Annotated in this window: 19 protein-coding genes; 14 read left to right on the top strand and 5 right to left on the bottom strand. The window is 72.0% G+C overall.

Features of this window, described 5'->3' with window-relative positions; translation table 11 throughout:
• Positions 1 to 4: 4 nt before the first annotated feature.
• From FHS44_RS34655 to FHS44_RS34640, 4 genes are read right to left on the bottom strand one after another with little or no spacing between them, the layout of a single operon-like run.
• Complete coding sequence (locus FHS44_RS34655; RefSeq protein ID WP_184722988.1) at positions 5 to 1,057, bottom strand: TauD/TfdA family dioxygenase; 1,053 nt, start codon at positions 1,055 to 1,057, stop codon at positions 5 to 7.
• Positions 1,054 to 6,483 (bottom strand): non-ribosomal peptide synthetase/MFS transporter, encoded by a 5,430-nt coding sequence (locus tag FHS44_RS34650; RefSeq protein ID WP_184722984.1) that lies wholly within the window; start codon positions 6,481 to 6,483, stop codon positions 1,054 to 1,056. Before FHS44_RS34650 ends, FHS44_RS34655 begins: the two co-directional genes overlap by 4 nt.
• Positions 6,480 to 11,297, bottom strand: coding sequence for a non-ribosomal peptide synthetase (locus FHS44_RS34645; protein ID WP_184722981.1), 4,818 nt, complete (start codon positions 11,295 to 11,297; stop codon positions 6,480 to 6,482). Before FHS44_RS34645 ends, FHS44_RS34650 begins: the two co-directional genes overlap by 4 nt.
• A 16-nt stretch (positions 11,298 to 11,313) precedes the next feature.
• Entirely contained in the window at positions 11,314 to 11,514 is a 201-nt protein-coding gene (locus tag FHS44_RS34640) for an MbtH family protein (RefSeq protein WP_184722978.1), read from the bottom strand.
• A 639-nt stretch (positions 11,515 to 12,153) separates the two neighbouring features.
• Between FHS44_RS34640 and FHS44_RS34635 the strand changes: the two genes are divergently transcribed.
• Positions 12,154 to 12,675 (top strand): YbhB/YbcL family Raf kinase inhibitor-like protein, encoded by a 522-nt coding sequence (locus FHS44_RS34635; RefSeq protein WP_246436539.1) that lies wholly within the window; start codon positions 12,154 to 12,156, stop codon positions 12,673 to 12,675.
• A gap of 7 nt (positions 12,676 to 12,682) precedes the next feature.
• Here FHS44_RS34635 and FHS44_RS34630 read toward each other — a convergent pair whose 3' ends face one another.
• Positions 12,683 to 13,366 (bottom strand): HAD-IB family phosphatase, encoded by a 684-nt coding sequence (locus FHS44_RS34630; RefSeq protein WP_184722975.1) that lies wholly within the window; start codon positions 13,364 to 13,366, stop codon positions 12,683 to 12,685.
• Between the two features lie 575 nt (positions 13,367 to 13,941).
• On the opposite strand from FHS44_RS34630, the gene FHS44_RS34625 reads away from it, so the two are divergent.
• Genes FHS44_RS34625 through FHS44_RS34565 form a run of 13 tightly spaced genes read left to right on the top strand, consistent with a single transcriptional unit; the run spans position 13,942 to position 25,610 of the window.
• Positions 13,942 to 14,757: a 2OG-Fe(II) oxygenase family protein gene (locus tag FHS44_RS34625; protein ID WP_184722972.1), complete on the top strand. Its 816-nt coding sequence runs from the start codon at positions 13,942 to 13,944 to the stop codon at positions 14,755 to 14,757.
• Positions 14,741 to 15,790 carry an ATP-grasp domain-containing protein gene (locus FHS44_RS34620; RefSeq protein ID WP_184722969.1) on the top strand — a complete coding sequence of 350 codons (1,050 nt, stop codon included), beginning with the start codon at positions 14,741 to 14,743 and terminating at the stop codon, positions 15,788 to 15,790. Before FHS44_RS34625 ends, FHS44_RS34620 begins: the two co-directional genes overlap by 17 nt.
• Positions 15,783 to 16,661, top strand: coding sequence for a phosphotransferase family protein (locus FHS44_RS34615; protein ID WP_184722966.1), 879 nt, complete (start codon positions 15,783 to 15,785; stop codon positions 16,659 to 16,661). The genes FHS44_RS34620 and FHS44_RS34615 overlap by 8 nt, the downstream gene beginning before the upstream one ends.
• Positions 16,658 to 17,818, top strand: coding sequence for a type III PLP-dependent enzyme (locus tag FHS44_RS34610; protein WP_184722964.1), 1,161 nt, complete (start codon positions 16,658 to 16,660; stop codon positions 17,816 to 17,818). The genes FHS44_RS34615 and FHS44_RS34610 overlap by 4 nt, the downstream gene beginning before the upstream one ends.
• Before the next feature lie 34 nt (positions 17,819 to 17,852).
• A complete protein-coding gene (locus FHS44_RS34605; RefSeq protein ID WP_184722961.1) occupies positions 17,853 to 19,055 on the top strand; it encodes a hypothetical protein in 1,203 nt (400 codons plus the stop codon).
• Positions 19,052 to 19,975 (top strand): NAD-dependent epimerase/dehydratase family protein, encoded by a 924-nt coding sequence (locus tag FHS44_RS34600; RefSeq protein WP_184722958.1) that lies wholly within the window; start codon positions 19,052 to 19,054, stop codon positions 19,973 to 19,975. The genes FHS44_RS34605 and FHS44_RS34600 overlap by 4 nt, the downstream gene beginning before the upstream one ends.
• The gene (locus tag FHS44_RS34595; protein ID WP_184722955.1) at positions 19,954 to 20,265 is read left to right on the top strand and encodes a hypothetical protein; all 312 of its coding nucleotides are present in this window, start codon (positions 19,954 to 19,956) and stop codon (positions 20,263 to 20,265) included. Before FHS44_RS34600 ends, FHS44_RS34595 begins: the two co-directional genes overlap by 22 nt.
• Complete coding sequence (locus FHS44_RS34590; protein ID WP_184722953.1) at positions 20,237 to 21,880, top strand: GMC oxidoreductase; 1,644 nt, start codon at positions 20,237 to 20,239, stop codon at positions 21,878 to 21,880. Before FHS44_RS34595 ends, FHS44_RS34590 begins: the two co-directional genes overlap by 29 nt.
• On the top strand, positions 21,877 to 22,815 hold the full coding sequence (locus FHS44_RS34585; RefSeq protein ID WP_184722950.1) for an ATP-binding cassette domain-containing protein: 939 nt from the start codon (positions 21,877 to 21,879) through the stop codon (positions 22,813 to 22,815). The genes FHS44_RS34590 and FHS44_RS34585 overlap by 4 nt, the downstream gene beginning before the upstream one ends.
• Complete coding sequence (locus FHS44_RS34580; protein ID WP_184722947.1) at positions 22,802 to 23,569, top strand: ABC transporter permease; 768 nt, start codon at positions 22,802 to 22,804, stop codon at positions 23,567 to 23,569. The genes FHS44_RS34585 and FHS44_RS34580 overlap by 14 nt, the downstream gene beginning before the upstream one ends.
• Positions 23,570 to 23,580: 11 nt before the next feature.
• Positions 23,581 to 24,591 carry a hypothetical protein gene (locus FHS44_RS34575; RefSeq protein ID WP_184722944.1) on the top strand — a complete coding sequence of 337 codons (1,011 nt, stop codon included), beginning with the start codon at positions 23,581 to 23,583 and terminating at the stop codon, positions 24,589 to 24,591.
• The gene (locus FHS44_RS34570; protein WP_184722941.1) at positions 24,588 to 25,115 is read left to right on the top strand and encodes a hypothetical protein; all 528 of its coding nucleotides are present in this window, start codon (positions 24,588 to 24,590) and stop codon (positions 25,113 to 25,115) included. The genes FHS44_RS34575 and FHS44_RS34570 overlap by 4 nt, the downstream gene beginning before the upstream one ends.
• 51 nt (positions 25,116 to 25,166) lie before the next feature.
• Entirely contained in the window at positions 25,167 to 25,610 is a 444-nt protein-coding gene (locus FHS44_RS34565) for a type II toxin-antitoxin system RatA family toxin (protein ID WP_312863932.1), read from the top strand.
• The last annotated feature ends 9 nt before the right edge of the window (positions 25,611 to 25,619 follow it).

Genomic DNA, 25,619 nt, shown 5'->3' with positions numbered 1-25,619 from the left:
GGGGTCAGGAACGGCGGCCGAACCAGCGGCGTCTCCTCGCCGGTTCGGCCGCCTTGGTCGCGAGGCCGCCCAGCGGCGGGACCGTCGGCGCGCAGTCGTCCAGGTCCACCGGGTCACCCATGGCGACCACGATCTTCCGGTTGCCCCGGAACGCCTCCCGGGCGTGCGCCGACAGGATGTTGTCCACGATCAGCACGTCACCCGGCCGCCACGTCTCCCTGACCGTCGCCCGCCGGTAGGCCTCGTCGATCGTCTCCACGTCCTGCCTGGAGATCGGCTCGCCGTCGCCGTACGCCGTGTTGAAGGGCAGGTTGTCGTGCCCCAGGTCTTCGAGGAACACCTCACGCACCTCGGGGTCGAGCGCCCACTCGTTCCAGAAGACCGTGTGGTTGAACCAGACCTCCTCACCGGTTCCCGGGTGGCGGATGGTCGCCGAGCGGCGCTGCGTCGTGCGCAGCCGGTCGCCCTCCAGCCACTCGTGGGCGATGTGGTTGGCCGCGCAGTACGCGGCGACCTCGTCCCTGTCCTCGGTGCCGAAGGCGGTCCGCCACCCGAGGCTGATGTGGTCGCCGTAGTTGCGTGTCAGCGACCAGCCGTGCGCCCGGAAGCGGTCGGCGAGCGGCGCCGGGATGTCCCTCAGCACCTTGCGCACGTCGGTCACCGGGGTGGCGCCCCCCTGGTCCGGGGCGACCAGGCAGCCGAACATCAGCAGGCCGGGGAAGCTGAGCGCGTAGCTGTTCTCGTTGTGCGGGCGGATCGCCTGGGACGGCGGTAGGTCGGTCGAGGAGTAGACGTCCCTGCCGAAGTGGCTGCGCGGGGTGGCCTTCTCGACGTACCCGGCGAGTTCGGAGACCAGGGCGTCCCGCACCTCGGCGAAGTCCCCGACGTCCTTGACCGGCAGTCCCCGCAGGTAGAGGGCGCCGTGGGCGTCCAGGCCCGCCCTGAGGGCGTCGCGGCTCTCCCGCAGCCACGCGCAGGTCTCCCTCAGGTCGCCCCCCTGGGCGTCGGCCGCGGCGGGACGGCCGTCCCTGACCTCCCAGGCGATGGTGGTGTTCACGATGCGCGCGTCCTTTCGAGTTCTTCGATGCCCACGAGGTCGTCGGGCCTGGCGTCGGGCACGTCGTCGTCGAAGCGCACCAGGGTCCCGATCCGGATGCCGGCGACCGTCAGCAGGGCGATGCCGAGCCCGCACAGCAGGTAGAGCAGCCCGATCCCGCGCCCCGGGCCGGTGCCGAGCAGCACGCCGAGGGTGCCCGCGAGCGGGCCGCCTTCCGTCAGCAGCGGGTCGAGCAGGGGGGCGGCGAGCGGGGCGATGACGCCGAAGCCGATCGGCGTGGTCGCCGCCGCGATCATGGTGTTGACCGCGATGACCCGGCCCTGGAACCGGTAGGGCACCTTCACCTGGATGATCGTCATGATGATGCCGTTGATCAGCGCCAGCGCGTAGGACATGCCGAAGGCCCCGGCGCCGATCAGCCACAGGTTGGGCCGCAGCCCGATCAGCACCCCGGAGACCGCCATCAGCGTCGTCGTGAGGACCACCCCGCGCAGCCTGCGGTGGGTCGGCCCGCCCCACAGGCTCATGGTGACGCCGCCCGCGACCGCGCCCGCCCCCGCCGCGACCGCCATGGCGCCCGCCGCCGCAAGCGAGGAGAAGGAGAGCACGAGCGGAGAGACCATGACGAACATGGGCGCCAGGAACAGGTTGATCCCGGCGAAGTAGGCGAGCATGCCGCGGAAACTCCGGTGCCCCAGCGAGAAGCGGAAGCCGTTGGTGATCTCCGCCGACATCGGCTCGCGGCGGCGCAGCCCCAGTGTCGTGGGGAACCTGACGAACAGCACCACGACGACGGCGAAGGTGTAGGCCGCCACCTGGATGGTCAGGATGCCCCCGAGGCCGATCGCGGCCAGCAGCCCGACCGCGACGAGCGGGACGAGGAACTGGGCCGTGCCGATCGCCAACTGCACGATGCCGTTGGCGTGCCCGAGATAGCGTTTCGGCACGAGCTGCGGAATCGACGCCTGGTAGGCGAGCCGCTGGAACGTCGCCGACACCGAGACCACCGCGATCAGCACGTACAGCGGGGCCACCGTGAGCCCGCCGGTGAGCAGCAGGGCGAGCATCGCCGCCTGGGCGAGACCGGAGCACAGGTCACCGGCGATCATCACCCGCCGCCGGTCGTACCGGTCCACCACGGCCCCGGCCAGCGGCGCCACGCAGATGCCGGGAACCAGGGCGAGCAGGGCGATGAGCCCGAAGTGCACCAGGGACCCGGTGACCGTGTAGATCCAGATCGGCACCGCGAACTCGGTGAGCGCGGACCCGGTCAGCGAGACCAGCTGCCCGAGCGCGACGGCCAGGAAGCGGCGCACGTCCGGTTCTCGCTGTTGTACGGCCCGAACCTCCTGCAGTGCCGCGGTGTCCTGCAGCCACCAGGTGCCGCCCGCCTCCCGGGAGTGCTCCCGGCGCCAGGCGTCGTCGGCGCCGTGGACGCCCGTCAGGATCAGGGCCAGCTCCTCGGCGCGGTACTTGGGGAAGAAGTGGCCCGCCTCGTCGATCACGACCAGCGAGGCCGAGTCGGACAGGAAGCACCACTCCCTGAAGCGCTCCTGGTAGAACTCGGTGCCTGGGTCGCGTTCGCCGACGACCGAGATGACCGGCGCCTTCAGCCGGGGCTGTTCGGTGCCGAGGATGCGCGTGTAGTACTCCTCGGCCATCCGGCCGTCCTCGCGCATCAGCTCGACGGTGAAGGCCACCTGCTCCTCGTCGAGCCCGGAGACGTCGCCGCCGATGGCCCGCAGCTCGGCCGCCACCCTCCTGGTGCCGTGCAGCCGGTCGTTGATCAGGCTGCTGAGCGGCCCGAGGAGACGCCCCTTCGGTTTGGCGAAGGGGAAGATGCCGCCCAAATAGAGGGCGTCCAGTTCACGGCCGGACACCTCGACGCGGCGGGCGATCTCGATGGCCAGGGCGCTGCCCGGCGCGCAGTGCCCGTAGATCACGACCGGGCCGCTGACCCGCTCGGCCATCTCCGCCACACAGAGCCTCGCCACCTCCTCGAAGGGAAGCTGCGCCTCCTCACCGGGCTCACGTCCGGGCGCGGCCACCGCGTAGAGGGAGTAACCGGCGGGCAGCGCGTCGGCCAGCGCCTGGTAGACGACCGCGTTCGCCCCGCCGTACGGCACGCAGACGATGGAGCCGCGGTGCTCGGCGGGGGCGACCGGGCGGGTCAGCTCGGCGAGAATTTTGCGCGGGGCGGCGGCTCCCGTCCTGCGTTCGGTGACGAGGTCGGCGAGGGCGGCGACCGTGGGGTGGGTGAACATCTCCAGCACGCCGATCGGCGGTCTGCTCTCCGGGAAGGCCCTGCGCATCCTGGCCACGACCTGGGTGGCGAGCAGCGAGTGACCGCCCAGCTCGAAGAAGTCGTCACCGGTGCCGACCCGTTCGAGGTCGAGGACGCCCGCCCAGATCGCGGCGATGGCCTCCTGCGTCGGGTCGGCGGGGGCGCTGTAGCCGGGCCGCAGGTCGGGCCGCTCGGGCTCCGGGTCGGGCAGCGCCCTCCGGTCAACCTTGCCGTGGGCCTGCAGCGGAAGCCGGTCGAGCCAGACGAACCGCCCGGGGACCATGTACTCGGGAAGCCGGTCGAGCAGGAGGGCCCGCAGCTCGGACGCCTCCGTCTCCGGCGCGTCCGGTTCCCGTTCGAGCCACGCGACGAGCCGGTCCCCGCGCAGCCCGACGACCCCCTGGACCACCCCGGGTAAAGCACCGAGTGCGGCCTCGACCTCGCCCGGTTCGACCCGGTAACCACGGATCTTCAACTGGTGGTCGGCCCGGCCCAGGAAGTCGAGCCGCCCGCCGGGCAGCCAGCGGACGAGGTCCCCGGTGCGGTACATCCGCGCCCCGAGCGCGCCGTACGGGTCGGCGACGAACCGCTCCGCGGTGAGGCCCGGCCTGCCGAGGTAGCCTCTGGCCAGGGTGTCGCCGCCGACGTACAGCTCTCCCGCGACCCCCGGCGGCACGGGCCGCAGCGCGGCGTCCAGCACGTAGACGCGGGCGTCGGGGAACGGGCGGCCGATGGGCCAGGCCGTACCCCCCGAGAGCGCGGAGGGGTCGACGCGCTCGCCGGTCACCGCGACGACCGTCTCGGTCGGCCCGTAGCTGTTGAGGACCGCGCACCCCGCGCGGGCGGCCAGGTCACGCACCCACGCGGCCGGTGACGCCTCACCCGCCAGGACGAGCGCCCGGCGCGGCAGCAGCCGTTCGAGCTCGACCTCCGCGCCCAGCGCGGCCAGGTGGGAGGGCGTCATCTTCAGGTAGTCGAGGTCCCGCACGGCCTCGGCCAGCTCGGGGCCGGAACCGCGCCTGGGTAACTGGTGGAGGGTGCCGCCCCCGGTGAGCGGCAGGTGGAACATCAGCATGCTGAAGTCGAAGGCGAGCGACTGCAGCAGGCCGAAGGTGGCGCCGGGCACGATGCCGTACTCCTGGCGGACATACTCCAGGTAGGCCACGATGTGCCGGTGCTGGACGCCGACCCCCTTGGGCCGTCCCGTGGTGCCGGAGGTGTAGATCACGTAGGCGAGGTCGTCCGGCCCCGCTACCGGTTCTAGCGGCGTGTCGTCCTCCGGCAGGTCCAGCCGGTCCAGCTCGGCGACCTGGCCGGTGAAGCCGTCCGCCCGCCCGCGCAGCGCCGAGTCGGTGACCAGCAGCACGGCGGAGGCGTCGTCGAGCAGGAGGTTCATCCGCTCCCGCGGCTGCTCCGGGTCGAGCGGCAGGTAGGCGCCACCCGCCTTGAGCACCGCGAGGATCGCGACGGCGGCCTCCACGGTGTCGTCGAGACAGATCGCCACCCGCGCGTCAGGGCCGACCCCCCGGGCCCGCAGCCACCTGGCCAGCCGGTTGGCCCTGCCGTGCAGCTCGCCGAAGGTCAGCGACAGCTCCCCGGCCACGAGGGCGAGCCCGTCCGGGGTCCGCGCCGCCTGCGCCTCGGCCATCTCACCGAGCGTGCGGTGCGAGATCCGCCAGGTACGGCTGCCCGCCCACTCACCGAGGATCGTCCGCCGCTCCTCCTCGTCGAGCAGCGGCACCTCGGACAGGCGCAGCGCCGGGTCCGCGGCGGCCTGCCGCAGGAAGTGCCGCATCGAGCGTTCGATCCGCTCGACGGTAGCGGCCTCGAACAGGTCGGTCCGGTAGGTGATGAAGCCGCTCAGCCCCTCCGGGGTCTCGCTGACGTACAGCGCCAGGTCGAACTGGGTGGCCCGCAACCGCAGGTCGAACGGGACGACCTCCAGCCCCGCCACGGTCGTCTCACGGACCGCCCGGTCGGAGAGCGTGAACGTCGCCTGGAAGACCGCGGAACGGCTCGGGTCCCGCTCCACCCGCAGGTCGTTGACGAGCCGGTGGAAGGGATAGTCCTGGTGCGCCAGCGCGCCCAGCACGGCCTGCCTGGTGTCGCGCAGGTGCTCGGCCACGGTCGGATCCGCGCCGGTACGGCCCCGCAGCGTCACCATGTTCACGAAGGCCCCGACCACCCCCTCAAGCTCCCGGTAGGGCCGTCCCGCGACCGGGGAGCCGATCCCGAAGTCGTCCTGCCCCGAGTGCCTGGCGAGCACCGCGTGGTAGGCCGCGAGCAGGGTCATGTAGAGCGTGACCGAGTGCGCCCTGCCCAGCTCCCGCACGGCCTCGGTCAGCTCGGCGTCCCAGGTGAAGGTGTGGGCCGCGCCCTCGAACCGCTGCTCTGCGGGCCGGGGACGGTCGGTCGGCAGCTCAAGATCGGGCAGCCCGGCCAGCTCCGCGCACCAGAAGGCGCCGTCGGCCTCGGCGGCGGGCCCGGCCAGCCGCTCCCGCTCCCAGACGGCGAAGTCCCCGAACTGGACTGCCGGTTCCGGCGGCGTGGCGGACGTGCCCTCGCGCAGCCCGCCGTACAGGGTGAGCAGCTCACCGGTCATGATCTCCAGGGACTGGCCGTCGCTCACGATGTGGTGGACCAGCAGCAGGAGCACGTGGTCGCCGGGGCCGACCCGGACCAGCGAGGCCCGCAGTGGCGCCTCCGAGGTCAGGTCGAACGGCCTGGCCGCCTCCGTGCCGAGGATCTCGGCGGCCCGCTCCGCGCTCCCCGCCTCGGTGACGTCGAGCGTGACGGCCCACGGCTCGCCGACGACGACCCTCGGCCGCCCGTCCTGGGTCGCGGGGAAGCGCATCCGCAGCGCCTCGTGCCTGGCCACCAGTGCGCTCAGCGCCTCGGCGAGCAGCGCGACGTCGAGCTCACCCCGCAGGCGCATCGCCACCGGAAGCGTGTAGGCCACGTTCCCCGAGGCGAGCTGCTCCATGAACCACAGCCGCTCCTGCCCGCTGGACGGCGGCGGCTCGGTCCCCGGAGGGCGGCGCGGGACGGTCGTGCTCGCCGCCCGCCCGCGCAGTCGCTGTGACAGCAGGGCGCGCTTGTCCGCGGTGAGGGCACCGGCACGCTCAGAGAGCTGGTCGGTCATCGGGTTCCTTCGATGTCGTTGATGAGCAGTGCCTCGACGGTGTCGGCGAGCCGTTCGACCGTGGGGTCGGTGAAGACCGCGTTGACCGGTATCTCCAGATCGACCGCCGCCCTGATCCTGGCGGCGACCCGGATGGCCAGCAGCGAGTTGCCGCCGAGGGCGAAGAAGTCGTCGCGCACGCCGACTCTCTCGATCCCGAGCACCTCGGCCCAGACCTCGGCGACCAGTTCCTCGGCCTCGGTCCTCGGCCCCTGCGTCTCCTGGGCCGTCTCCGCCCGCACGGGGGCGGGCAGCGCGTCGCGGTCGATCTTGCCGTTGTGGGTGAGGGGAAGGGCGTCGAGGACGACGAGGGCGCCGGGGACCATGTAGCCGGGCAGGGTCTGTTCCGCGTGGTGACGCAGGTCGTCGGTCTCCACGGGGTGATGGACGGTGAGGTAGGTGACGAGTCGTTTGTCGCCGGGGTTGTCCTCCCGCAGGAGGGTGACGCTCTGGGCCACGGCGGGGTGGCCGGTCATGGTGGTGTCGATCTCCCCGAGCTCGACCCGGAAGCCACGGATCTTCACCTGGCCGTCGGCCCGGCCGACGAACTCCACACTTCCGTCGGCGCGCCGCCGTACCACGTCACCGGTGCGGTACATGCGCGTGCCGGGCGGGCCGTACGGGTCGGCGACGAAGCGCTCGGCGGTGAGGCCGGGTCTGCCGAGATAGCCCCTGGCCAGGTGGTCCCCGGCGAGGTACAGCTCCCCGGGCACCCCGGCGGGCACCGGGCGCAGCGCGGCGTCCAGGACGTGCGCGCGCGTGTTGTCGAGTGGCCCGCCGATCGGGACCACGTCACCGGGCTCGGTCACGCGGTGCGAGAGCGCGAACGTCGTCGTCTCGGTCGGGCCGTAGACGTGGGTGACGGCGCCGCCCGCCGCCAGGACCCGCCCGACCGACGCGGGCGAGACCGCCTCACCGCCCGTCCACAGTTCCGGTACGGCCGCCAGCACCTCGGGCGACCCCTCGGCCAGCGCGTTGAACAGCCCCGTGGTCAGGAAGGCCCCGGTGACGCGTTCCTGCCTGAGCAGCCGGTCGAGGACCGGGGCGTCGAGCACGCCGGGCGGGGCCACGACCACGGTCCCGCCGTTGAGCAGCGGCACCCACACCTCGTAGGTCGAGGCGTCGAAGGCGAACGCCGAGTGCGACAGCACCCGGTCGTGTCCTTCGAAGCGGCGGTCGGCCGCCAGCGCGACCACGTTGCGGTGCGTGACGGCGACGCCCTTGGGGACCCCGGTCGAGCCGGAGGTGAACATGACGTAGGCGAGCTGCCGGGGGTCGATGTCACGGGCCGGGTTGTCGGGACGGGTCTCTTCGGTGACCCGGAGGGTGGTGAGGCCGTCCCAGAAGTCGGTCACGGCCAGCCTGGCGCCCGTCTCCTGCCTGATCCACTCCATGCGCTCCGGGGGATAGGCCGGGTGCAGCGGGACGTAGGTGGCGCCCGCCTTGGCGACGGCAAGGAGGGTGGCGACGACGTCGGCGGATCGTTCCAGCAGGACCAGGACGGGAGTCTCCCGCCCGGCGCCCGCCGCGATCAGCCGGTGGGCCAGGGCGTTGGCACGCTCGTTGAGCTGGGTCGCGCTCAGGCGGGTCGTGCCGCAGACCACCGCCTCGGCGTCCGGGTCCGCCGCCACCCGCGCCTCGAACAACCGGGCCAGGTCACCGTACGGCAGCGGCACAGCAGTGGCGTTTCCCCCCTCGACCAGGGCGTGCCGCTCCTCGGCGGTGAGCAGCTCTACCCGGCCGATCCGCAGGTCCGGGTCCGCAGCCACGGCCTCAAGCAGCCTCGTCAGCCGCGCGGCGATCGTCTCGGCCGTGCCGTGGTCGAACAGGTCGGTCGCGTACTGCAGCACCCCGTGGATGCCCGAAGGACCCTCGCTGAGCCCGAACAGCAGGTCGCACTTGGCGCCGCTGAGGCCGTACAGCGAGTAGTCGGGGTCGAGGGAGACCGTCAGGCCGGGCGCCTCGGTCCTGTCGTCGGGGGTGTTCTCCAGGGCCAGCATCACCTGGAAGAGCGGGTTGCGGCCGGGCAGCCGCACCGGGTTGAGCGCCTCGACCAGGTGCTCGAACGGCACGTCCTGGTGCGCGTACGCCGCCAGGTCCGCCTCCCTGACCCTGGCCAGCAGCTCACGGAAGGACGGGTCGCCCGAGGTGTCGGTGCGCAGCACCAGCGTGTTGACGAAGAAGCCGACCAGCTCGTCCAGCGCCTCGTCGGCACGGCCCGCGACGGGGGAGCCGATCGGGATGTCGTCACCCGCCCCCAGCCGGGTCAGCAGCGCGGCCAGCCCGGCCTGCAGGACCATGAACGGCGTGGCCCGCTCACCCCTGGCCAGGGCGAGCAGCCGCCCGTGCAGCCCGGGCGGGATCCGCAGCGGTACGGCACCGCCCCGATGCCCCGCGACCGGTGGCCGGGGCCGGTCGGCGGGCAGCGTCAGCTCCTCGGGCAGCCCCGCCAGGGCCCGCCGCCAGAAACCGGTCTGCGCGCTCATGAGGCTGTCCGGATCTGCGGCGTCCCCGAGCAGGTCACGCTGCCACAGCGTGTAGTCGGCGTAGCGCACCGGCAGCGGCTCCCACCCGGGGGCCTCCCCGCGAGTGCGGGCCGCGTAGGCCACGGCCAGGTCACGTCTGAGCGGTGCCATCGACCAGCCGTCCGCCGCGATGTGGTGCAGCAGCACGACCAGCACGTGCTCGCCGGGGTCGTGCCGCAGGGCGAACAGCCGCGCCCGCACCGGGGGCTCGGCCGACAGGTCGAAGGGGCGCGCGGCCTCCCGCTCGATCGCGGCGCCCAGCTCCGCCTCGTCGATCTCCGTCACCGGCAGGTCGGGCACGACGTCGAGCACTCGCTGCCGGGGACGGCCGTCCAGGGTGGGGAAGACCGTCCGCAGCGTCTCGTGCCGCCGGGCCACGTCCCGCAGCGCCGCCGCCAGCGCGTCCCCGTCCAGCCGTCCGGACAGGCGCAGGACCAGCGGGATGGTGTAGAGCCCGGCCGACTCGGCGAGCCGGTCGACGATCCAGATCCGGTGCTGGGCGAAGGAGAGCGACGGCTGCTCTGGATCCTCGGAGCGGACCAGCGGCGGCCTGGTGCCCCGGTCCTTCGCCTTCTCGACCGCCACGGCGAGCGCGGCGACGGTCGGCGCCTCGAAGACCTCCCGCACCTGCAGCTCGACGGAGAGCGCCGACCTGATCCCGGCGACCACCCGCATGGCCAGCAGCGAGTGCCCGCCGAGCGCGAAGAAGTCGTCGTCGATCCCGACGCCCGGTACGGCGAGCACCTGCGCGAACAGGTCACGCAGGATCTCCTCGACCGGGGTGCGCGGCGCCGTGCCCGAGGTCACCGCCTCGGGGGCGGGCAGCGCGTCACGGTCGACCTTGCCGTTGTGGTTGAGGGGGAGGGCGTCGAGGACGACGAGGGCGCCGGGGACCATGTAGCCGGGCAGGGCCTGTTCGGCGTGGTGGCGCAGGTCGTCGGTTTTTACAGGATTTCTGGTGGTGAGGTAGGTGACGAGGCGTTTGTCGCCGGGATTGTCCTCTCTGAGGAGGGTGACGCTCTGGGCCACGGCGGGGTGGCGGGCCATGGTGGCGTCGATCTCCCCGAGTTCGACCCGGATGCCACGCACCTTCACCTGGCCGTCGATCCTGCCGACGTAGTCGAGGAGGCCGTCGGGGAGCCTGCGGACGAGGTCGCCGGTGCGGTACATGCGCGTGCCCGGCGGGCCGTACGGGTCGGCGACGAAGCGCTCGGCGGTGAGCCCCGGCCTGCCGAGGTAACCCCTGGCCAGGTGGTCCCCGGCGAGGTACAGCTCCCCGACCGGCACCTGACGCAGCGCGTCGTCCAGCACGTAGGCGGCCGTGCCGTCCAGGGGCGCGCCGATCGGGACCACGTCGCCGGGTTCGGTCACGTGGTGGGCGGTGGCGTAGACCGTGGTCTCGGTCGGGCCGTAGCCGTTGTGGACCTCACCCCCCGCCGCCAGAACCCGCCCGACCGCCGCGGGCGAGGCGGCCTCACCCGCGATCCACAGTTCCGGTACGGCGGCCAGCACCTCGGGCGAGCCCTCGGCCAGGACGTTGAACAGCCCGGTCGTCAGGAAGACCCCGGTGAGCCGCTCCTGCCTGAGCATCCGGCCCAGGGTCGGCGCGTCGAGCACACCGGGCGGGGCCACGACCACCGTGCCGCCGTTGAGCAGCGGCACCCACAGCTCGTACATGGACACGTCGAAGGACGGCGCCGTGTGGTGCAGGACCCTCCGGTGACCGGGACCCCGCCAGAGCCGGTCGAAGGCGAAGGCCGCGACGTTGTGGTGGGTGACGGCGACACCTTTGGGGACCCCGGTCGAGCCGGAGGTGAACATGACGTAGGCCAGTCGCCGGGGGTCGATGTCACGGGCCGGGCTGTCGGGACGGGTCTCGCCGGTGACCTGGAGGGTGGTGAGACCGTCCCAGGAGTGGGCCACGGCCAATCTGGCGCCGGTCTCCCGCCTGATCCACTCCATGCGCTCAGAGGGATAGGCCGGATGCAGGGGGACGTAGGTGGCGCCCGCCTTGGCGATGGCGAGCAAGGTGATGACGGTTTCGGCGGATCGTTCCAGTAGGACCAGGACGGGGGTCTCCGTGCTGGCCCCGGCCGCGATCAGGCGGTGGGCCAGGGCGTTGGCGCGGGCGTCGAGGTCGGCGGCGGTCAGGCGGGTGGCGCCGCAGACCACGGCCTCGGCGTCCGGGGCCGCCGCGACCCGCGCCTCGAACAACCGGGCGAGGCTCTCTCGGCGGGAGGGCGGGTTCATCGGATCTCCTGCCCGCTCACGATGTCCGGAGACCGTGAGGCCGCATGTCGGTCCAGTTAGCCTCGACGAATTCGAGACAGTCCCGTCTGCCGCTTTCTCCGTACGCGACCTCCCAGCCCCCGGGAATTTCCAGGGAGAAAGGCCACAGGGAGTGCTGCCCCTCGGCGTTGACGAGGACGAGATAACGCCCGTCCTCGTCCTCGAACGGATTGCTCATGAAAACTCCGTACTCTGGTGTGGTCCTTCCAGCGGTCGCCGTAAGAGCGCCGGAAGGGCATCGGGAGAACGCCGGGGGCTCATGGCCCGCACCCCCCGACAAGCTCGCGGGTGAATTTCTGTTCGCCCACGAGGAGAAAGTCAGAGAAATCCGGGGGACGCCCTCGACCTGCCGAGGGAGGGATCACACCCGGACGGTCACGCCCGGTGACCGGTCACCCGAGCCGATCGCCGTGGATGGCGGGGAAACAGGGCTCGGACGGTGGAACCGGGGAACCGATCAGGAGGGCGGCGAGGCCGTACGGCATCTGCAGCGGGCGGAATTCCTGAGGACGGGGCCGGCAGGAGCGCAGGCCCGTGCCGAGGGCCAGGTTGGGGAAATGACGTTTCCATCCTCGAATGGATTGTTCATGGAAACTCCGCGCTGTCGGATGCGGGTTTGTGAATCGTCTGTCGGCCGGACGCAGGATTGTCACGTGGCGCCGGAAGCCGACTGGCAACCCCGCCTTGCCATTGATGCTCCAAAAGCGGAGTATGCCCCCAGGTCCTATGGAATTGTCAACCCTTGACAGGTGGTCAGGACAGAGCAACAATCCACTTCCGGCGGGAAGTCGGCACTTCCCGACAGAGAAACGGGGGAATGATGGCCGAGCGCGCGCCGCTGCCCTATGACCACCTGCGCCGGGTCCCGGCGTTCGAGGTCGTCAGCGACGACCTCGCGGACGGCGGGGTGCTGCCCGGCACGCACGTCTACGAGTCCGGCAACCTCTCCCCGCACCTGCGCTGGTCAGGCGCCCCCGAGGGGACGGCGAGTTACGCGGTCACCTGCTTCGACCCCGACGCGCCGACCTGCAGCGGCTGGTGGCACTGGCTGCTGGTCGACATCCCGGCCGGGGTGACCGAGCTGCCGCGCGGCGCGGGCAGCGGCGACATGAAGGGGCTGCCGGAGGGCGCCTTCCACGGGCGCAACGACTACGGCACCTTCGACTTCGGCGGGGCCGCCCCGCCTCCTGGGCCGCCGCACCGCTACGTCTTCGCCGTCCACGCCCTCGGGGTCGCGAGCACGGAACTCACCCCCGACCAGACGGCCGCGATCTTCTCCGGCACGGTCAACCACCACGCCCTGGCCCGCGCGGTGCTCACCGTCGAGTACGGCGTCTGAGCGCCTCTCACCGACCGGTCCGCCACGGCAGGACCAGGCAGTCGCCGTCGGTCCCGGCCATGATGCGCCGCAGGTGGGGGGCCGACGGGCTGATCGCGAAACGGCGCCGGGCGGCCAGCAGCAGCGGCAGGTCGGCCACGCTGTCGGAGTAGGCGTAGTCGAACGGCGTCGGCACCCCCGCCGCCCGCAGCATGAGGACCTTCCCCTCGCCGAGGCAGCGCTCGCCGACCACGAGCCCGCCGAGCAGCCGTCTCTCGCGGGTGGCGACGATCTCCACGCCGTCCAGCCCGAGTTCGGCGCAGACCGCCCTGACGACGCGCGCCCCCGAGCCGCTGGCGATCACGACCCGGTCGCCCCGTGAGAGGTGCTCGCGCAGCCGTTCCAGGCCCGCGCGCATCGGGTTCGCCGAGCCGGTCCCGGCGTGCCCGGCCGCGAAGGCGGCGGCCAGCCGGTCGAGCTCGGCGTCGTCGCTGCCGACTGTGGCGAACCAGCAGAGTCCCGACAGGGCGGCCCTGCGCGTCCTGACGGTGGGCAGCGCCCGCAGTGAGGCGATCACCGGGAGCGCGGGCAGCAGCAGCGCCAGGCGCCACGGCCGCCGCCGCGTCAGCCAGCGCAGGAACCACTCGCCGCACTCGCCCCTGACCAGCGTGCCGTCCAGGTCGAAGACGGCGACTTCGGGGGTGTGGTCCACGGTCGGTTCCTTCGCGGGTCACAGGGAGTTCGCGGGTCACAGGGAGGACGGGACGCTCCACGGCGCCGAAAGGTCCACCGCGTGGGCCCGGCGCGCGATCAGTGTGCCATGCCGGGAGCCCGTTGACCATGGGGAAATCGCTTTGTTCCCTCCCTTGGACCGTTCTCATTAGTGACGCGAATAAATTAGAAAGTGCCTGTCCGAAACCCACTCCGCAGCGGGGCGTCCCAAAGGGTGGGAACGCTGTTCTCATCCACGTGGAACGGTCCACGAACAATCCGCCCGGAAATGGGAGAGCGTTATCCGGAGCGGTCTCCGATTGTGACCGTAACCCAAAAACATGAGTTCCCCTCGCGTACGCCATATCCGAGTTGGTCTGCGGTCATTTAGGTGCGTAGCGAAGCCGCAACTTTGGGTGACTTTAATCTGAAAATTCACCATTTATTTGCTTTGATCACCTCCTATACACTCGCTCGCGGCGCTGGTCGGGAGACCAGTGACCGACGGCCGCGCGATCGCGCTCTGCCTGGCATTTGCCACCGCCAAACCTTCGTACGACGGGGGACATCCTCGAAATGCCACACAAGACCCTTGACTACGCTCGAGAACTACTCGGGGTCGGCTATGCGCGCATAACACTGGGCGCGAAGGAGGCCACGCTTCTGGCCACCGCCCTTGACGAGTGCCGGAGCTTCTTCGCCCTGCCCGACGCGACCAAGGCCCGCTACGCCAGCGCCGACTACAACTTCGGCTACCGCCCGCTCGGCATGGAGTACTCGATCACCGCGGAGCGGCCCGACCTCAACGACTGCTTCACCCTGTGGTCCGACCGGCTCGACCTCGTGCCGAACGCCGAGGAACTGGCCCCGCTGACGGACGCGCTGCTCGCCTGGCGCGGCCACCTGGTCACGCTCGTCTCCGAGGTCGTCGGCCACGTCGCGGGCATCGTCGGGCAGGCGCAGGCGCCCTCGTTCGAGGCGGCCTCCTACCTGCAGGTCAACAACTACACCCACGCCGCCGACGACCGTGACCTGCTCCAGGACCGGCACGAGGACGGCCACATGGTCACCGTCATCCACACCACCGCCCCCGGCCTGGAGATCTGGCCGGGAGAGGAGTGCCTGCCGGTCGAGATGGCTCCCGACGAGGTCGTCCTGATGCCGGGCTCCGTCCTCGCCGACCTCACCGGGGGCAGGGTCGGGGCACTCGACCACCAGGTGCGCAACCTGGGCCTCGACCGGCGCATGTCCCTGATGTACTTCGTCAACCCCGAGCTGACCGAGCCCCTCCACCCCTGGGTGCGCACCGAGGGCGAGGCCCCCGCCGACCTGCGTGACAAGATCCGCAGCCACCCGGCGACCTTTGGACTCCCCCATGTCCCCGTCCTCTGACCTCCGTACCGTCCTCGTCGTCGGCTCGGGAGACGGAACGGGGCTGAACTTCTCCCGCTCGCTCGCCCTGGCCGGGGGGTACCGGACCGTCGGCGTCGACACGACGCTTGAGGACTTCCACGCCAGCGAGGCGGACGCCCGCTATCTCGTCTCCTGGGACGACCCCGCCGACCTGGTGAAACAGGTCAACGACATCGCCGGGCGGGAGTCCGCCGACCTGATCTACGCCGCCGACACCAGCCCCGAGCTGCTCGCCGTCGCCGAGGCCCGGGACGACCTCGTCGCGCCCACCCTGCTGCCCGACCGGGACGACCACCGCAGGATGGAGGACAAGTGGGCCACCTGGCAGGCCCTGAAGGAGGCGGGCCTGCCCGTCCCCGACACCGTCCTGGTCGGCTCGCGGGACGACCTTGAGGAGATCATGGCCCGCCACCCCCGGGTGTGGCTGCGCCGCCGCAGCGGCAGCGGGGGAGCGGGCTCGATCGCGACCGGTTCGATGCCGCTGGCCACGGCCTGGCTCGACGAGCACTCCGGCTGGGGGCAGTTCACCGCGGCCGAGCACCTGTCCAAGCGGACCGCCACGCTCAGCGGCCTCTGGAACGACGGCGAACTGGTCTGCTCCCAGCTCAGGGAGCGGGTCTCCTGGAAGTACGCGACGCTGTCGGTCTCCGGCGTCACCGGCATCACCGGGGCGCAGCGCACCTTCTGGGACGAGGAGCTGCACGAGCTGGCCGTACGGTGCGTGCGCGCCGTCTGCGCCCGCCCGCACGGCATCATCGGCGTCGACTTCACCTACTCCCACGACGGTACGGCGCTGCCGACCGAGGTGCAGCCCGCCCGGTTCTACTCGTCGATCTACTTCCTGGCCACGCTCGGCGTCAACATGCCCGACCTGTACTGCAGGCTCGCCCTCGACGGCGGCCACGGCCTGCCGGGACCGGCGGCCAACCCCATCAGGGAGACCCACTACTGGGTGAAGTCGGTGGACAAGCTCCCCAGGCTGCTCTCTCCCGAGGAGTTCGCCCGTGGGTGAGTGGACGCATCACGACCTGCGGCGGCTGTGCGCCACCGGGCGGCCCATCACCAAGGGGCCGCTGAACGACACCTACGCCGCGACCCTGGGCGGCAGGGCGGTGTTCGTCAGGCACCGTGTTCTCGACGACCCGTGCTACGGCCAGACCTTCGCCGGGGAGCGCCACGTCGGCCCCCTGCTGTCCGGCAGGGTCAGGGTGCCCGAGATCCTGCAGGTCGTCGCGGACGAACGGGGAGTCGACAGGTTCGCCGTCTTCGAGTTCGTGGACGGCCACGCCCCCGACTGGGACGACCCCGAGGTGCTGACCGCGCTGGCCGACCGGCTCCTCGACGTGCACGCCATCCCGGCCGACGGCCTCGGCGACGTCGGCGGACCGCTCAGCCGTACGGCGGTGCCCGAGCACCTGCTCGGCCTGCTGCGGCGCGAGTGCGAGCTGCTGCCCGCCCACGCGGGCCCGCTCCGCGGCGCCGCCGACCTGCTCACCGGCGCGATGACCTGCTTCGAGAAGGAGGAGCCCTGCCTGTGCCACGGCGACGTGCACCGGGGCAACTGGCTGGTGGACCGGGCGGGGGAACTGTGGACGCTGGACTGGGAGGCGGCGCGGTTCCGGGTCGCGGCGGCGGACTTCAACCAGATGCGCGCGGGCTGGCTCACGGCCGAACAGGAGGAGATCGTCCTGTCGCGCTACCTGGAACGATCCGGCAGGGACCGCGCGGTCTTCACCAGGCAGATCGCGATCCTGCGGCTGCTGTGGCACCTGCGGACCTACAACTTCCAGGTCCTGGTCAGGGGCTGCTCCCCGCGCAGGCACCTGGAGAACCTGGGAGCCGCGTGCGCCCTGCTCGGCGAGGTCCTCGGGGAGAGCCCGTGACGATCCCGGCGAACCTGACCCGTCCCGCGCCCGGCGCCGAAGAAGGCGCCGACCTGGCCACCCCCTGCCTGATCCTCGACGAGGACCTCGTCACCGCCGCCTTCACGGCCTTCCGCGAGGCGTTCCCCTCGGTCGGCGTCCACTACGCGGTCAAGTGCAACCCCGACCCGGCGCTGCTGCGGCACCTGCGGGGACTCGGCTGCGGCTTCGAGATCGCCTCCCACCCGGAAATGGAACTGCTCAGGGGCGTCGGCGTCGATCCGGCCGAGGTCCTCTACAGCAATCCCGTACGGCCCCGCGACCACATATCCCGCTGTCACGGGGCCGGGGTGTGGCGTTTCTGCGTCGATTCACCGCACGAACTGGAGAAACTCTCCCAGGCGGCGCCGGGGGCACACGTCTACGCCAGGCTCGGCACCGGCCAGGCGGCCAGCGTCGTGCCGAGCGAGGGGAAATTCGGCGTCTCCAAGGACGATGTGTGCGACCTTCTTCTCGGCGCCGAAGAACTGGGGTTGAAACCCCATGGAATCGCCTTCCACGTCGGTTCCCAGATGACGGATCCGCACGCCTGGGACGCCCCGCTGCGCGACGCGGCCGAGATTATGGAACGGCTCGCGGAAAAGGGCGTGAGAATCGCCATGCTCGACATCGGCGGCGGATTTCCGGCGCGCTATGACAAGCCGGTTCCCGCCATCGGGGAATTCGGACAGCACATAACCGCTCTCCTCGGTGCTCTGCCGTACCCCGTCGAGGTCGTCGCCGAGCCGGGACGCGCGCTGGTCGCCGAGGCCGGGGTGATGGTCTGCCGGGTCCTGCAGGTCGTCCGCAGGGGTGAGACCTGGTGGGCCCACACCGACCTGGGCGTCTTCAACGGGATGATGGAGGTCCTGGAGACCGCGGGCGCGCTGGTCTACCCGATCTCCGGAGAGCGGGAGAGCGGCCCGCGGCGCAGATACAACGTCACCGGGCCCACCTGCGACAGCCAGGACACCTTCGCCACCGGCGTCGAGCTGCCCGAGGGCCTGGCCGAGGGCGACCTGCTGTTCGTCGGCTCCGCGGGCGCCTACACCACCGCCTACTCCTCGCAGTTCAACGGCTTCTCCACCCCGAAGACCGTGCTGCGGCGCCCAGAAGAACGTGCGGAGGAACCGGCATGACCATCGACCGCCCCGAGTTCGGAGAGTGAGACAAGTGAGTGCTCTGACCGGCGCCGAGGACCTGCTCGGCGACGTCGAGGACACCGCGGCCAAGGCCCGGTGCGAGGTCGCCGCGGCCTGGAACGTCGCGGGCCTCGAACTGGACGTGCGCTGCGGTGACCAGGCCCTGTTCGAGGCGCTGCACGCCTACCTCGGCTCGCACACCGACCGGCCCACGGGGGGACGCCCCGACGTCGAGATGACCTTCGTCGCCGACGACGCCCTGGTGGGCAGGCTTGAGGAGGCCGCCGCGCGCCTCGCCGACCCGGTGCCCGCGATGATCTCCTACTGCAGCACGGAGAAGGGCAGGCTCCCCGTCGAGCACTGGCGGGCGGGCGAGACCGTGCTGCTGCGCACGGTGAAGACCCCCACCTGGCTGCTGGCCGACGCCGCCTACACCCGCCTGACCTTCGTCGTCGGCGACGGCTACCCGGCGGCGCCGACCGTCCACAAGGACCTGGCGCTGCTGATCCTGCACGTGCTCCAGCGCACCCTCGAAGTCCGAGGGCAGCTACAGGTCCACGCCTCCGCCGTCGTCATAAACGGCAGGGCCGTGCTGTTCTCCGGGCCGAAGCGCTCGGGCAAGACGACCTGCTTCCTCGACGCGATCGTCAGGACCGGCGCCACGCCGCTTTCGGTGGACAAGGTCCACCTGGCGGAGGACCCGGCCACCGGGGGGCTGCGGGTCTTCGGCATCCCCACCCGCCTGCGGGTGCTCGCGGGCACGCTGCAGAAGTATCCGGGAAGCTGGGACACCTTCATCCCCGAGGAGTACCGGGAGGTTGACGAGGAGCGCCTGTGGCGCGGCGAGAGCGACTCCAAGGTGACCGTCCCGCTGACCAGCCTCCGCGCGATCACCGGCGCCGACTTCGAGATCAGCGCGCCGCTCGGCATGATCGTGCTGCCCGACGTCGCCAGGGGACGCGAACCGCTGCTGCGCGAGGTCACCGACCCCGCCGAGGTCGCCGCCCTCATGCGGCCCAACCTCTACACGCCGGACAACCCGGAGGAGGACTGGTGGTCGGGGATCGGCGAGCCCCTGGCCGCCGACCTCAGGGCGCGGGCCGAGGCGTTCCTGACGGGCGTCGGCGCGAGGGTGCCGATCCTGCGCCTTGAGGGGGCCGAGCGGATCGACCACCTGCTCCAGGACGCCTGGCGCAGGCTCGCGGCCGTTCCGGCGGCCGTATCCGACTCGTGACCAGGGCACTGGTGCTCGGCGGCACCCGGTTCGTCGGCAGGGCGGTGGTCGAGGCGCTGCTGCCCTCCTTCGAGGTGAGCGTGCTCAACCGGGGGACCAGGCCGCTGTGGGACCCGAGGATCGTCCAGGTCGTCGCCGACCGGTGCGACGCCGCCTCGGCCCACGCCGCCCTGCGCGAGAACTACGAGGTGGTCGTCGACGTCTCGGGCACCGAGCCCCGCCACGTGAGAAACGTCCTGGACACCCCCGCCGTCGCCGGGGCCGCCCGCTACGTCTACGTCAGCTCGGCCTCGGTCTACCGGCGCGGGCCCGCGGGCCCACCGTTCCACGAGGGCGACCCGGCGGACGGCGACCCCGCCTGGGGCGGCTACGGCGAGGACAAGGCGGAGTGCGAGCGCCTGCTGTCCGGCCTGCCCGGCCTGACGGTCCTGCGCCCGCCCTACGTGTACGGCCCGCACAACACCGAGGCCAGGGAGAGCTTCCTGTGGGCCAGGATGCTCGCCGGGCAGCCGATCTTCGTGCCGGGCGAGGGCCGTACGAGAATCCAGTTCTGCCACGTCGGCGACCTGGCGAGGACCGTGGCCGCGGCGTGCGCCGGGACGCTTCCCCCCGGCACCTACAACGTCGGCGGGCCTGGGACGTGCACCCTCACCGAGTATCTCGACCTGCTCGCCGAGGTCGCCGGGACCGGGCACCGGCCGGTGTACGTCCACGACGAGGGCGTCCCCGCGCGGGCCTACTTCCCCTTCCGCGACCTGGAGCTGACGCTCGACACCACCCGCCTCGGCCGCGCCGGTTCGGGGGCGTGCACCCCGCTCGCCGACGGCCTGCGCGGGACGCTCGCGTGGCTGCGCGCGTACGGCTCGCTTACCGACGAGCCGACCGAACAGGAGAAGACATGGCGAGCGACGACGCGCTAGCGGACGTCGTGGCGGCCGTGCTCGACGCCTACGACCTGCCGGAGACGTCCCTGGAGCCGCTCGCCGGGCAGGCGCTCAGGACGGTCAGGGAGCGCGGCCTTGGCTGCGAGGCCCTGGCCGGGGCGGGCGTGCGCGGCTGGGAGGACCTCAGGCGCGTCCTCGAAGGCCCCGACGAGCGGGCCCGCGCGTCCGCCGAGTCGGTGTGCGCCTGCGTCAACGACGTGCTGTTCTCGTCCCCGCGCTGGCGGAGGGAGGTTGGCTATGAACACCCGATGGACGAGCTCGGCTGACGCGGTAGTCGTCGGCTTCGGGCTCACCGGCGCCCCCGTCCTGGAACGGCTGCTCGGCGCCCCCGGCGCGAACGACGTAGCGGTCCTCGACCGGGGCGCCTTCTGGGAGCCGGAGGGCCACTCCTTCCCCGGCGAGCGCAGCCTGATCCTCGACCGCCCGCTCACCGTCGATCCGGGGGAGGACCACGTGCTCCTGCGCACCCCCGGCGCGGGCCCGGCGCGGCTGCGCAAGTGGTGGGCCTCACGGTTCGCCGGTGGCGGCTCCTGGCTCTGGTACGGCCAGCTTTCCCGTTTCCGCCCCAGCGACCTGCGGATGCGTTCGGCGTACGGCGGCGCCCTCGGCCCCGAGGTGCGTGACTGGCCCCTCGACTTCGCCGAGCTTGAGCGGGCCTACGACCACGTCCAGGGGAGGCTGCGACCCTTCGGCTGCGCCTACGGCCACACCGAGGCCGCCTACCGGGAGTTCGACGGCGGGCCGTACCGGAAGAGACCGGGGCCGAGCCACCTCGAACGGACGCTGGTCGACCGGCTCGGCCGCGACGGGATGAACGCCTACGTCGGGCAGAGCTGCCTGGGCGGGCGCGCCTGGGACACCTGCCCTGTCTCCCCCGACACCGGACGCCCCGCCGAGCGCGGCCGGCCGCTGCTGGCCCGCCCCAACTGGTACGTCGAGCTGTACGGCAGGCTGCGTGAGGACCCCAGGGTCCGGCTGCTCGGCGGCTGCTACGTCTCCCGCGTCCTGGTCGCCGGGGGAGCCGTCCAGGGGGTGGAATACCTCCAGCGTGACGACGCCGGGGAGCTCCGGACCCGGCGCATCAGGTGCGGCACCGTGGTGCTCACCCCGGGCGCGCTGGAGACGACGCGCATCCTGCTCAGCTCCGACCTGCCCAACCGCAACGGGCTGCTCGGCAGGCGCTTCACCTTCACCCTGGAGCGCACCGCCTACCTGGTGACCGCGGAGCCCCGCGACCGGGACCTGACCGACCGCCTCGCCGGACTTTACGGAAATGTCGTGATTAAGGACTTCTATGACCTCGGGGAGACGGGGCCGCTGCGCAAGGGCGGCAAGTTCGCCCTCTACGACGCCTACGTCGCCGAGTCACCGGCCAGGCACGTCCGCAACCTGCGGATGCTCGGCCCCGAACTCGCCGCCTTCCTGCGGGCGGAACGCGGCCACTACGTGGTCAAGGTGAGCTTCAAGGGCGAGTCGCTGCCCTCGGCCGACAAGTTCGTCTCGCTGAGCGCGCGCAGGAACGCCTTCGGCGCCAGGGTGCCGACGGTGACCTACGCGCCGCACCCGGCCGACCTGCTGCTGCAGGAGCGTGTCACCGGGATCCTCCCCAGGATCGGCCGCGCCCTCGGCGCCGTCGAGACCCGGGTGCATCCCGTCCCCTCCGGTGAGGGCCTGGTCTCCGCGCACCACCACGGCGGCGCGGTCTTCGGCGAGGACGCCGCGCAGGCCGTACTCGACCGCGACTGCGAGTGCTTCGAGGCCAGAGGGCTGTTCGTGGCCGACTCCAGCTTCATGCCGACCTCGGGGGCGACCAACTCCTCCCTGACCGCCATGGCGAACGCCCACCGGGTGGCCGGGACCGTCGCGGCGCGGCTGTCGTGACCGGCCTCACCCGCGACAGCGGGACCCCCACGGACCAGGCCACCGGAGACCGCCTGCTGGCCGTCACCGACCTGTCCTTCGCCTACGGCGACTCCCCGCCCGTCCTCACCGGCGTCACGCTGCGGCTGCGCGCGGGCGAGGTGCTGGGCGTCCTCGGCCGCAACGGCGCGGGCAAGAGCACCCTGATCAACGCGATCCTCGACATCGTGCCCGGCAGGCGTGGCGGAAGCGTCACCCTGGGACCCGAAGGCTCCGGGGACGTCAGGCGTCACGTCGGCGTCGCGGGCCAGCGCGTCTCGCTCTACAAGAAGCTCACCGTCGCCGAGAACCTCACCCACGCCGCCAGGCTCGTCCTGCCGCGCAGGCGGGTCGCCGCCGCGGCAGAGCGCGCCGTCGAGGACTTCGGCCTGGCCAGGGTCGCGCGCACCCCCGTGCACCGCCTGTCCGGAGGGTGGGAGCGGCTGTCCCACATCGCGGCCAGCTTCGTGCACGCCCCCAGACTCCGCTTCCTCGACGAGCCGACCAGCGCGCTCGACTTCGAGACCAGGACCAGGCTGGTCGCCCTGATGGCCCGCTGGCGCCGGGACGGCGACGCGATGATCGTCACCTCGCACTACCCCGAGGACATCGAGGAGACCTGCACCCACGTCGCGGTCGTCTCCGGCGGCACGGTCGTCGGCGTCGGCCCGCTGCGCGACCTGCTCGGCGGCTACCACAGCGAGCTGCTCGCCCGGATCGACGGCGAGCAAGGCCCGCTGACCCTGCGCGCCCCGGCCCCCGGGACGGTCGCCCAGGCCGCGGAGACCTTCGCCCGCTGGGCCGGGGAGGGCCACGCCGCCTCCGGTGTGGAGTCCGTCCGGCTGACCAGCAGAAACCTGCGGGAGATCATCTCCCTGGACCCCGAGCTACAGGGGAGCGTCGTTGAGCACGACTGAGAGAGCCGGTTTCTGGTCGGTCGCCGCGGGCTACGCCACGACCGAGCTGCTGGTGCTGTGGCGGATGCGCACCCCGCTGGTCTTCATGTTCGCGGTGCCCGCGACCTTGGCCCTGACCCTCGGTTCCGCCGTGGCGGGGGAGGGCAGCCACGGCCGCGCCATGCTTGGCATCGCCGTCATGTTCAGCTTCACCACCACCCACTACACGGGCCTGGCGCTGTTCCGCGAGTTCGGCAGCAACACCTGGGTACGGCAGGCGCTCTACCGCCCCCCGAGGGGCGCCTTCCTGCTCGGCAAGATCCTGCCCATCGCCGGGATCGGCCTGACCCAGCTGAGCCTGTTCACCGCCATCGCCGTCGTCTTCTACGGCACCCCCGTCCACGGCTCGGTGTGGCAGCTCCTCGCGGTCGCCGTCACGCTGCTCGGCGTGAGCTGCGCCATGGGGGTGGTGCTCTATCTCGTCACCGCGGACACCTCGACCTTCGAGAGCCTCTTCTACATCTTCCTGATCACCGCGGGCAGCGTCGGCGGCGCGATCGTGCCCGACGGGAGCCTGCCCGCCCTGTCCAGGGCCGTGGGCGTGCTGACCCCGCACCACTGGGCCCTGCGCGCCCTGGACGAGGCGACCTCGGGACGCGGGGAGTGGGGGCCCGTCCTGCAGTCGGTCGGCGTCCTCGGCTGCTGCGCCGTGGTCCTCGGGGCCGTCGCCGCGACGGCCTTCGACTACCGGCGCCAGAAATACGACCTGTACTAGAAGGAGACCCCTTGACATCGCCTGACGACATGGCGCGGTATCTCGGCGCGCGCCTTGCCGCGCACGGGAGGACGCCCGACGACCTCGTCGCGGAGGTGGACACCAGCTTCGGCGAGCCCCTGCTGATGTCGGCGGCCGGGTCCGTGGTGCACGGGTTCGGCACCCCGATGAGTGACGTCGACGTCCACGTCGTCGTCGAGAGCACGAAGGTGACGGGTCTGCCCATCACCTCCTTCAGTCTCGGCGTCGCCGTGGACGTGAACTACATCAGGGCCGACTCGATCCGCCGCGCCGCCGACGCCCTGACCGGTTCCGGCACCTCGGCGAAGCTCGACCGCTCCGGCTGGCGGGACTACCGCAGGAAGCTCGCCCAGCTCAACCGGCTGATCCTCGGCCTGCCCCTGCGGGGTGAGCGGGACTGGCTCGACTGGCAGAGCGAGCGGCGCAAGCCGGTCGCCGACGCGACGGCCCGCTGGTGGCGGACGGAGGCGGTCCGCTACCGGCTCGCGAGCGAGCTGCTGCGTGAGACCAGGCCGCTGGCCGCCGCCGAACGGCTCGGCAGGGCCGGGGTCGCCGCGCTCGACGCCCTGGCCACCGCCAGGGGCGAGCTGTGCTTCGGGCAGAAGTGGACCGGCGCCAAACTCGACAGGCTCGGCGACACCGAACTGGCCGCGCTGTACTGCCGCTTCCTCGACCTGCCAACCGGCGCCGAGGACGCGCACGCCTACCTGCGCGAGGCCGGGGACCTCTTCGACGGCCTGGCCGCCAGGCTCGACCTGCCCGAGGACCCGACGGTGTGCCTGACCCCCGCCGCCGGGCTCCAGACCTGGAACACCCACGGCGGGCGCACCCTCGTCCACCGCTGGGCGCTGCGCGGGGCCGAGGCGCAGACCCCGGACGTCGCCCCCCTCGGCGAACCCGGCTGGAGCTGGACCGGCAGGAGCACGGAGATGAGGCGCACCCACCGCGAGCTGGCACGGGAGGACCTGCTGTGGCTGTCGATCGACTGGAGCACGACATGAGCGACGAGACCCGGGAGACGGGCCTGACCCCGGTGAAGGACCCGCGCAGGTGGGCCGCCCACCAGTGCTTCGGCGTCTTCGAGCTGCTCTTCGAGGTCCACGCCAGCTACGAGGACCTGCTCGGCACCCTCGACGAGGGCCTCCTCCAGGTGGCGAAGTTCGTCGCCAGGGACACGGTCGTGCGGGCGCTGGCCGTACGGTCCCTGCTGCGTGAGGGGTTCCCGCCCGACGAGCACGACGTGCTGGCCGACCCCTACGCGGGACTCGACGCCGAGGAGGTCGAGCGCGGCCTGGCCACGGCCCGTGCCGTCGCGCGGGCCACGGACATCGACGCCGCCCGCGAGGCCGCGGCCAGGGTGGGCGAGTACGTCGCCGAGCTCGAACGCGACCTCGGCTTCACCGTGCCCCCCGCCTCGATCCGCGGCCCCTCCGGTCTGTTCCCCGCGCTCAGGCTCACCAGGACGCTGCTGCCCCTCAACGAGGCCTCCGGCCTGCCGACCGCCTTCCCCGCGGCCTGGACCTGACCTCCCGAAACCCCCCAGAAGCAGAAGAGAGAAGAGACGACAGTGCCCACCGTGACGACGACGCACACGAGCACCGAGCCCGCCCAGCGGATCTGGGAGGTGCTGCTCGACTGCGAGGACTTCCCCACCTACATGGACGAGGTGGTGGACGTGACGATCCTCGAACACTCCGAGACCGGCAGGACCAGCCGGTGGACGGTGCTGCTGAAGGGCTCCGAGCTCGAATGGGTCGAACGCGACACCGTCGACCACGAGCGCCGCAGGATCGAGTTCGAGCAGACCGAGGGCGACCTGGCCTACTTCGACGGCCACTGGCAGGTCACCGACGACGGCGCCGGGCAGACGACCATCGAGCTGCACGTCGAGTTCGACATCGGCATCCCGCTCATGGCCGACATGCTCAACCCGGTCGCGGCCCGCGCCCTCGAAGAGAACTCCCGGGCCATCCTGAACCGGCTGAGCACCCGCAACAGCGACGTCAGCCCCGTCGCCTGACCGCGGTCT

Source organism: Streptosporangium saharense (genome assembly GCF_014203715.1).
In the GTDB taxonomy this organism is placed as follows: domain Bacteria; phylum Actinomycetota; class Actinomycetes; order Streptosporangiales; family Streptosporangiaceae; genus Streptosporangium; species Streptosporangium saharense.
This window is presented reverse-complemented; position numbering and strand designations above follow the sequence as displayed.

Excerpts from the sequence above, each read along its gene's own strand:
- FHS44_RS34650 (WP_184722984.1), bottom strand. The coding sequence starts at position 6,483 with ATGACCGACCAGCTCTCTGAGCGTGCCGGTGCCCTCACCGCGGACAAG.
- FHS44_RS34645 (WP_184722981.1), bottom strand. The coding sequence starts at position 11,297 with ATGAACCCGCCCTCCCGCCGAGAGAGCCTCGCCCGGTTGTTCGAGGCG.
- FHS44_RS34640 (WP_184722978.1), bottom strand. The coding sequence starts at position 11,514 with ATGAGCAATCCGTTCGAGGACGAGGACGGGCGTTATCTCGTCCTCGTC.
- FHS44_RS34635 (WP_246436539.1), top strand. The coding sequence starts at position 12,154 with ATGATGGCCGAGCGCGCGCCGCTGCCCTATGACCACCTGCGCCGGGTC.
- FHS44_RS34625 (WP_184722972.1), top strand. The coding sequence starts at position 13,942 with ATGCCACACAAGACCCTTGACTACGCTCGAGAACTACTCGGGGTCGGC.
- FHS44_RS34620 (WP_184722969.1), top strand. The coding sequence starts at position 14,741 with ATGTCCCCGTCCTCTGACCTCCGTACCGTCCTCGTCGTCGGCTCGGGA.
- FHS44_RS34595 (WP_184722955.1), top strand. The coding sequence starts at position 19,954 with ATGGCGAGCGACGACGCGCTAGCGGACGTCGTGGCGGCCGTGCTCGAC.
- FHS44_RS34590 (WP_184722953.1), top strand. The coding sequence starts at position 20,237 with ATGAACACCCGATGGACGAGCTCGGCTGACGCGGTAGTCGTCGGCTTC.
- FHS44_RS34570 (WP_184722941.1), top strand. The coding sequence starts at position 24,588 with ATGAGCGACGAGACCCGGGAGACGGGCCTGACCCCGGTGAAGGACCCG.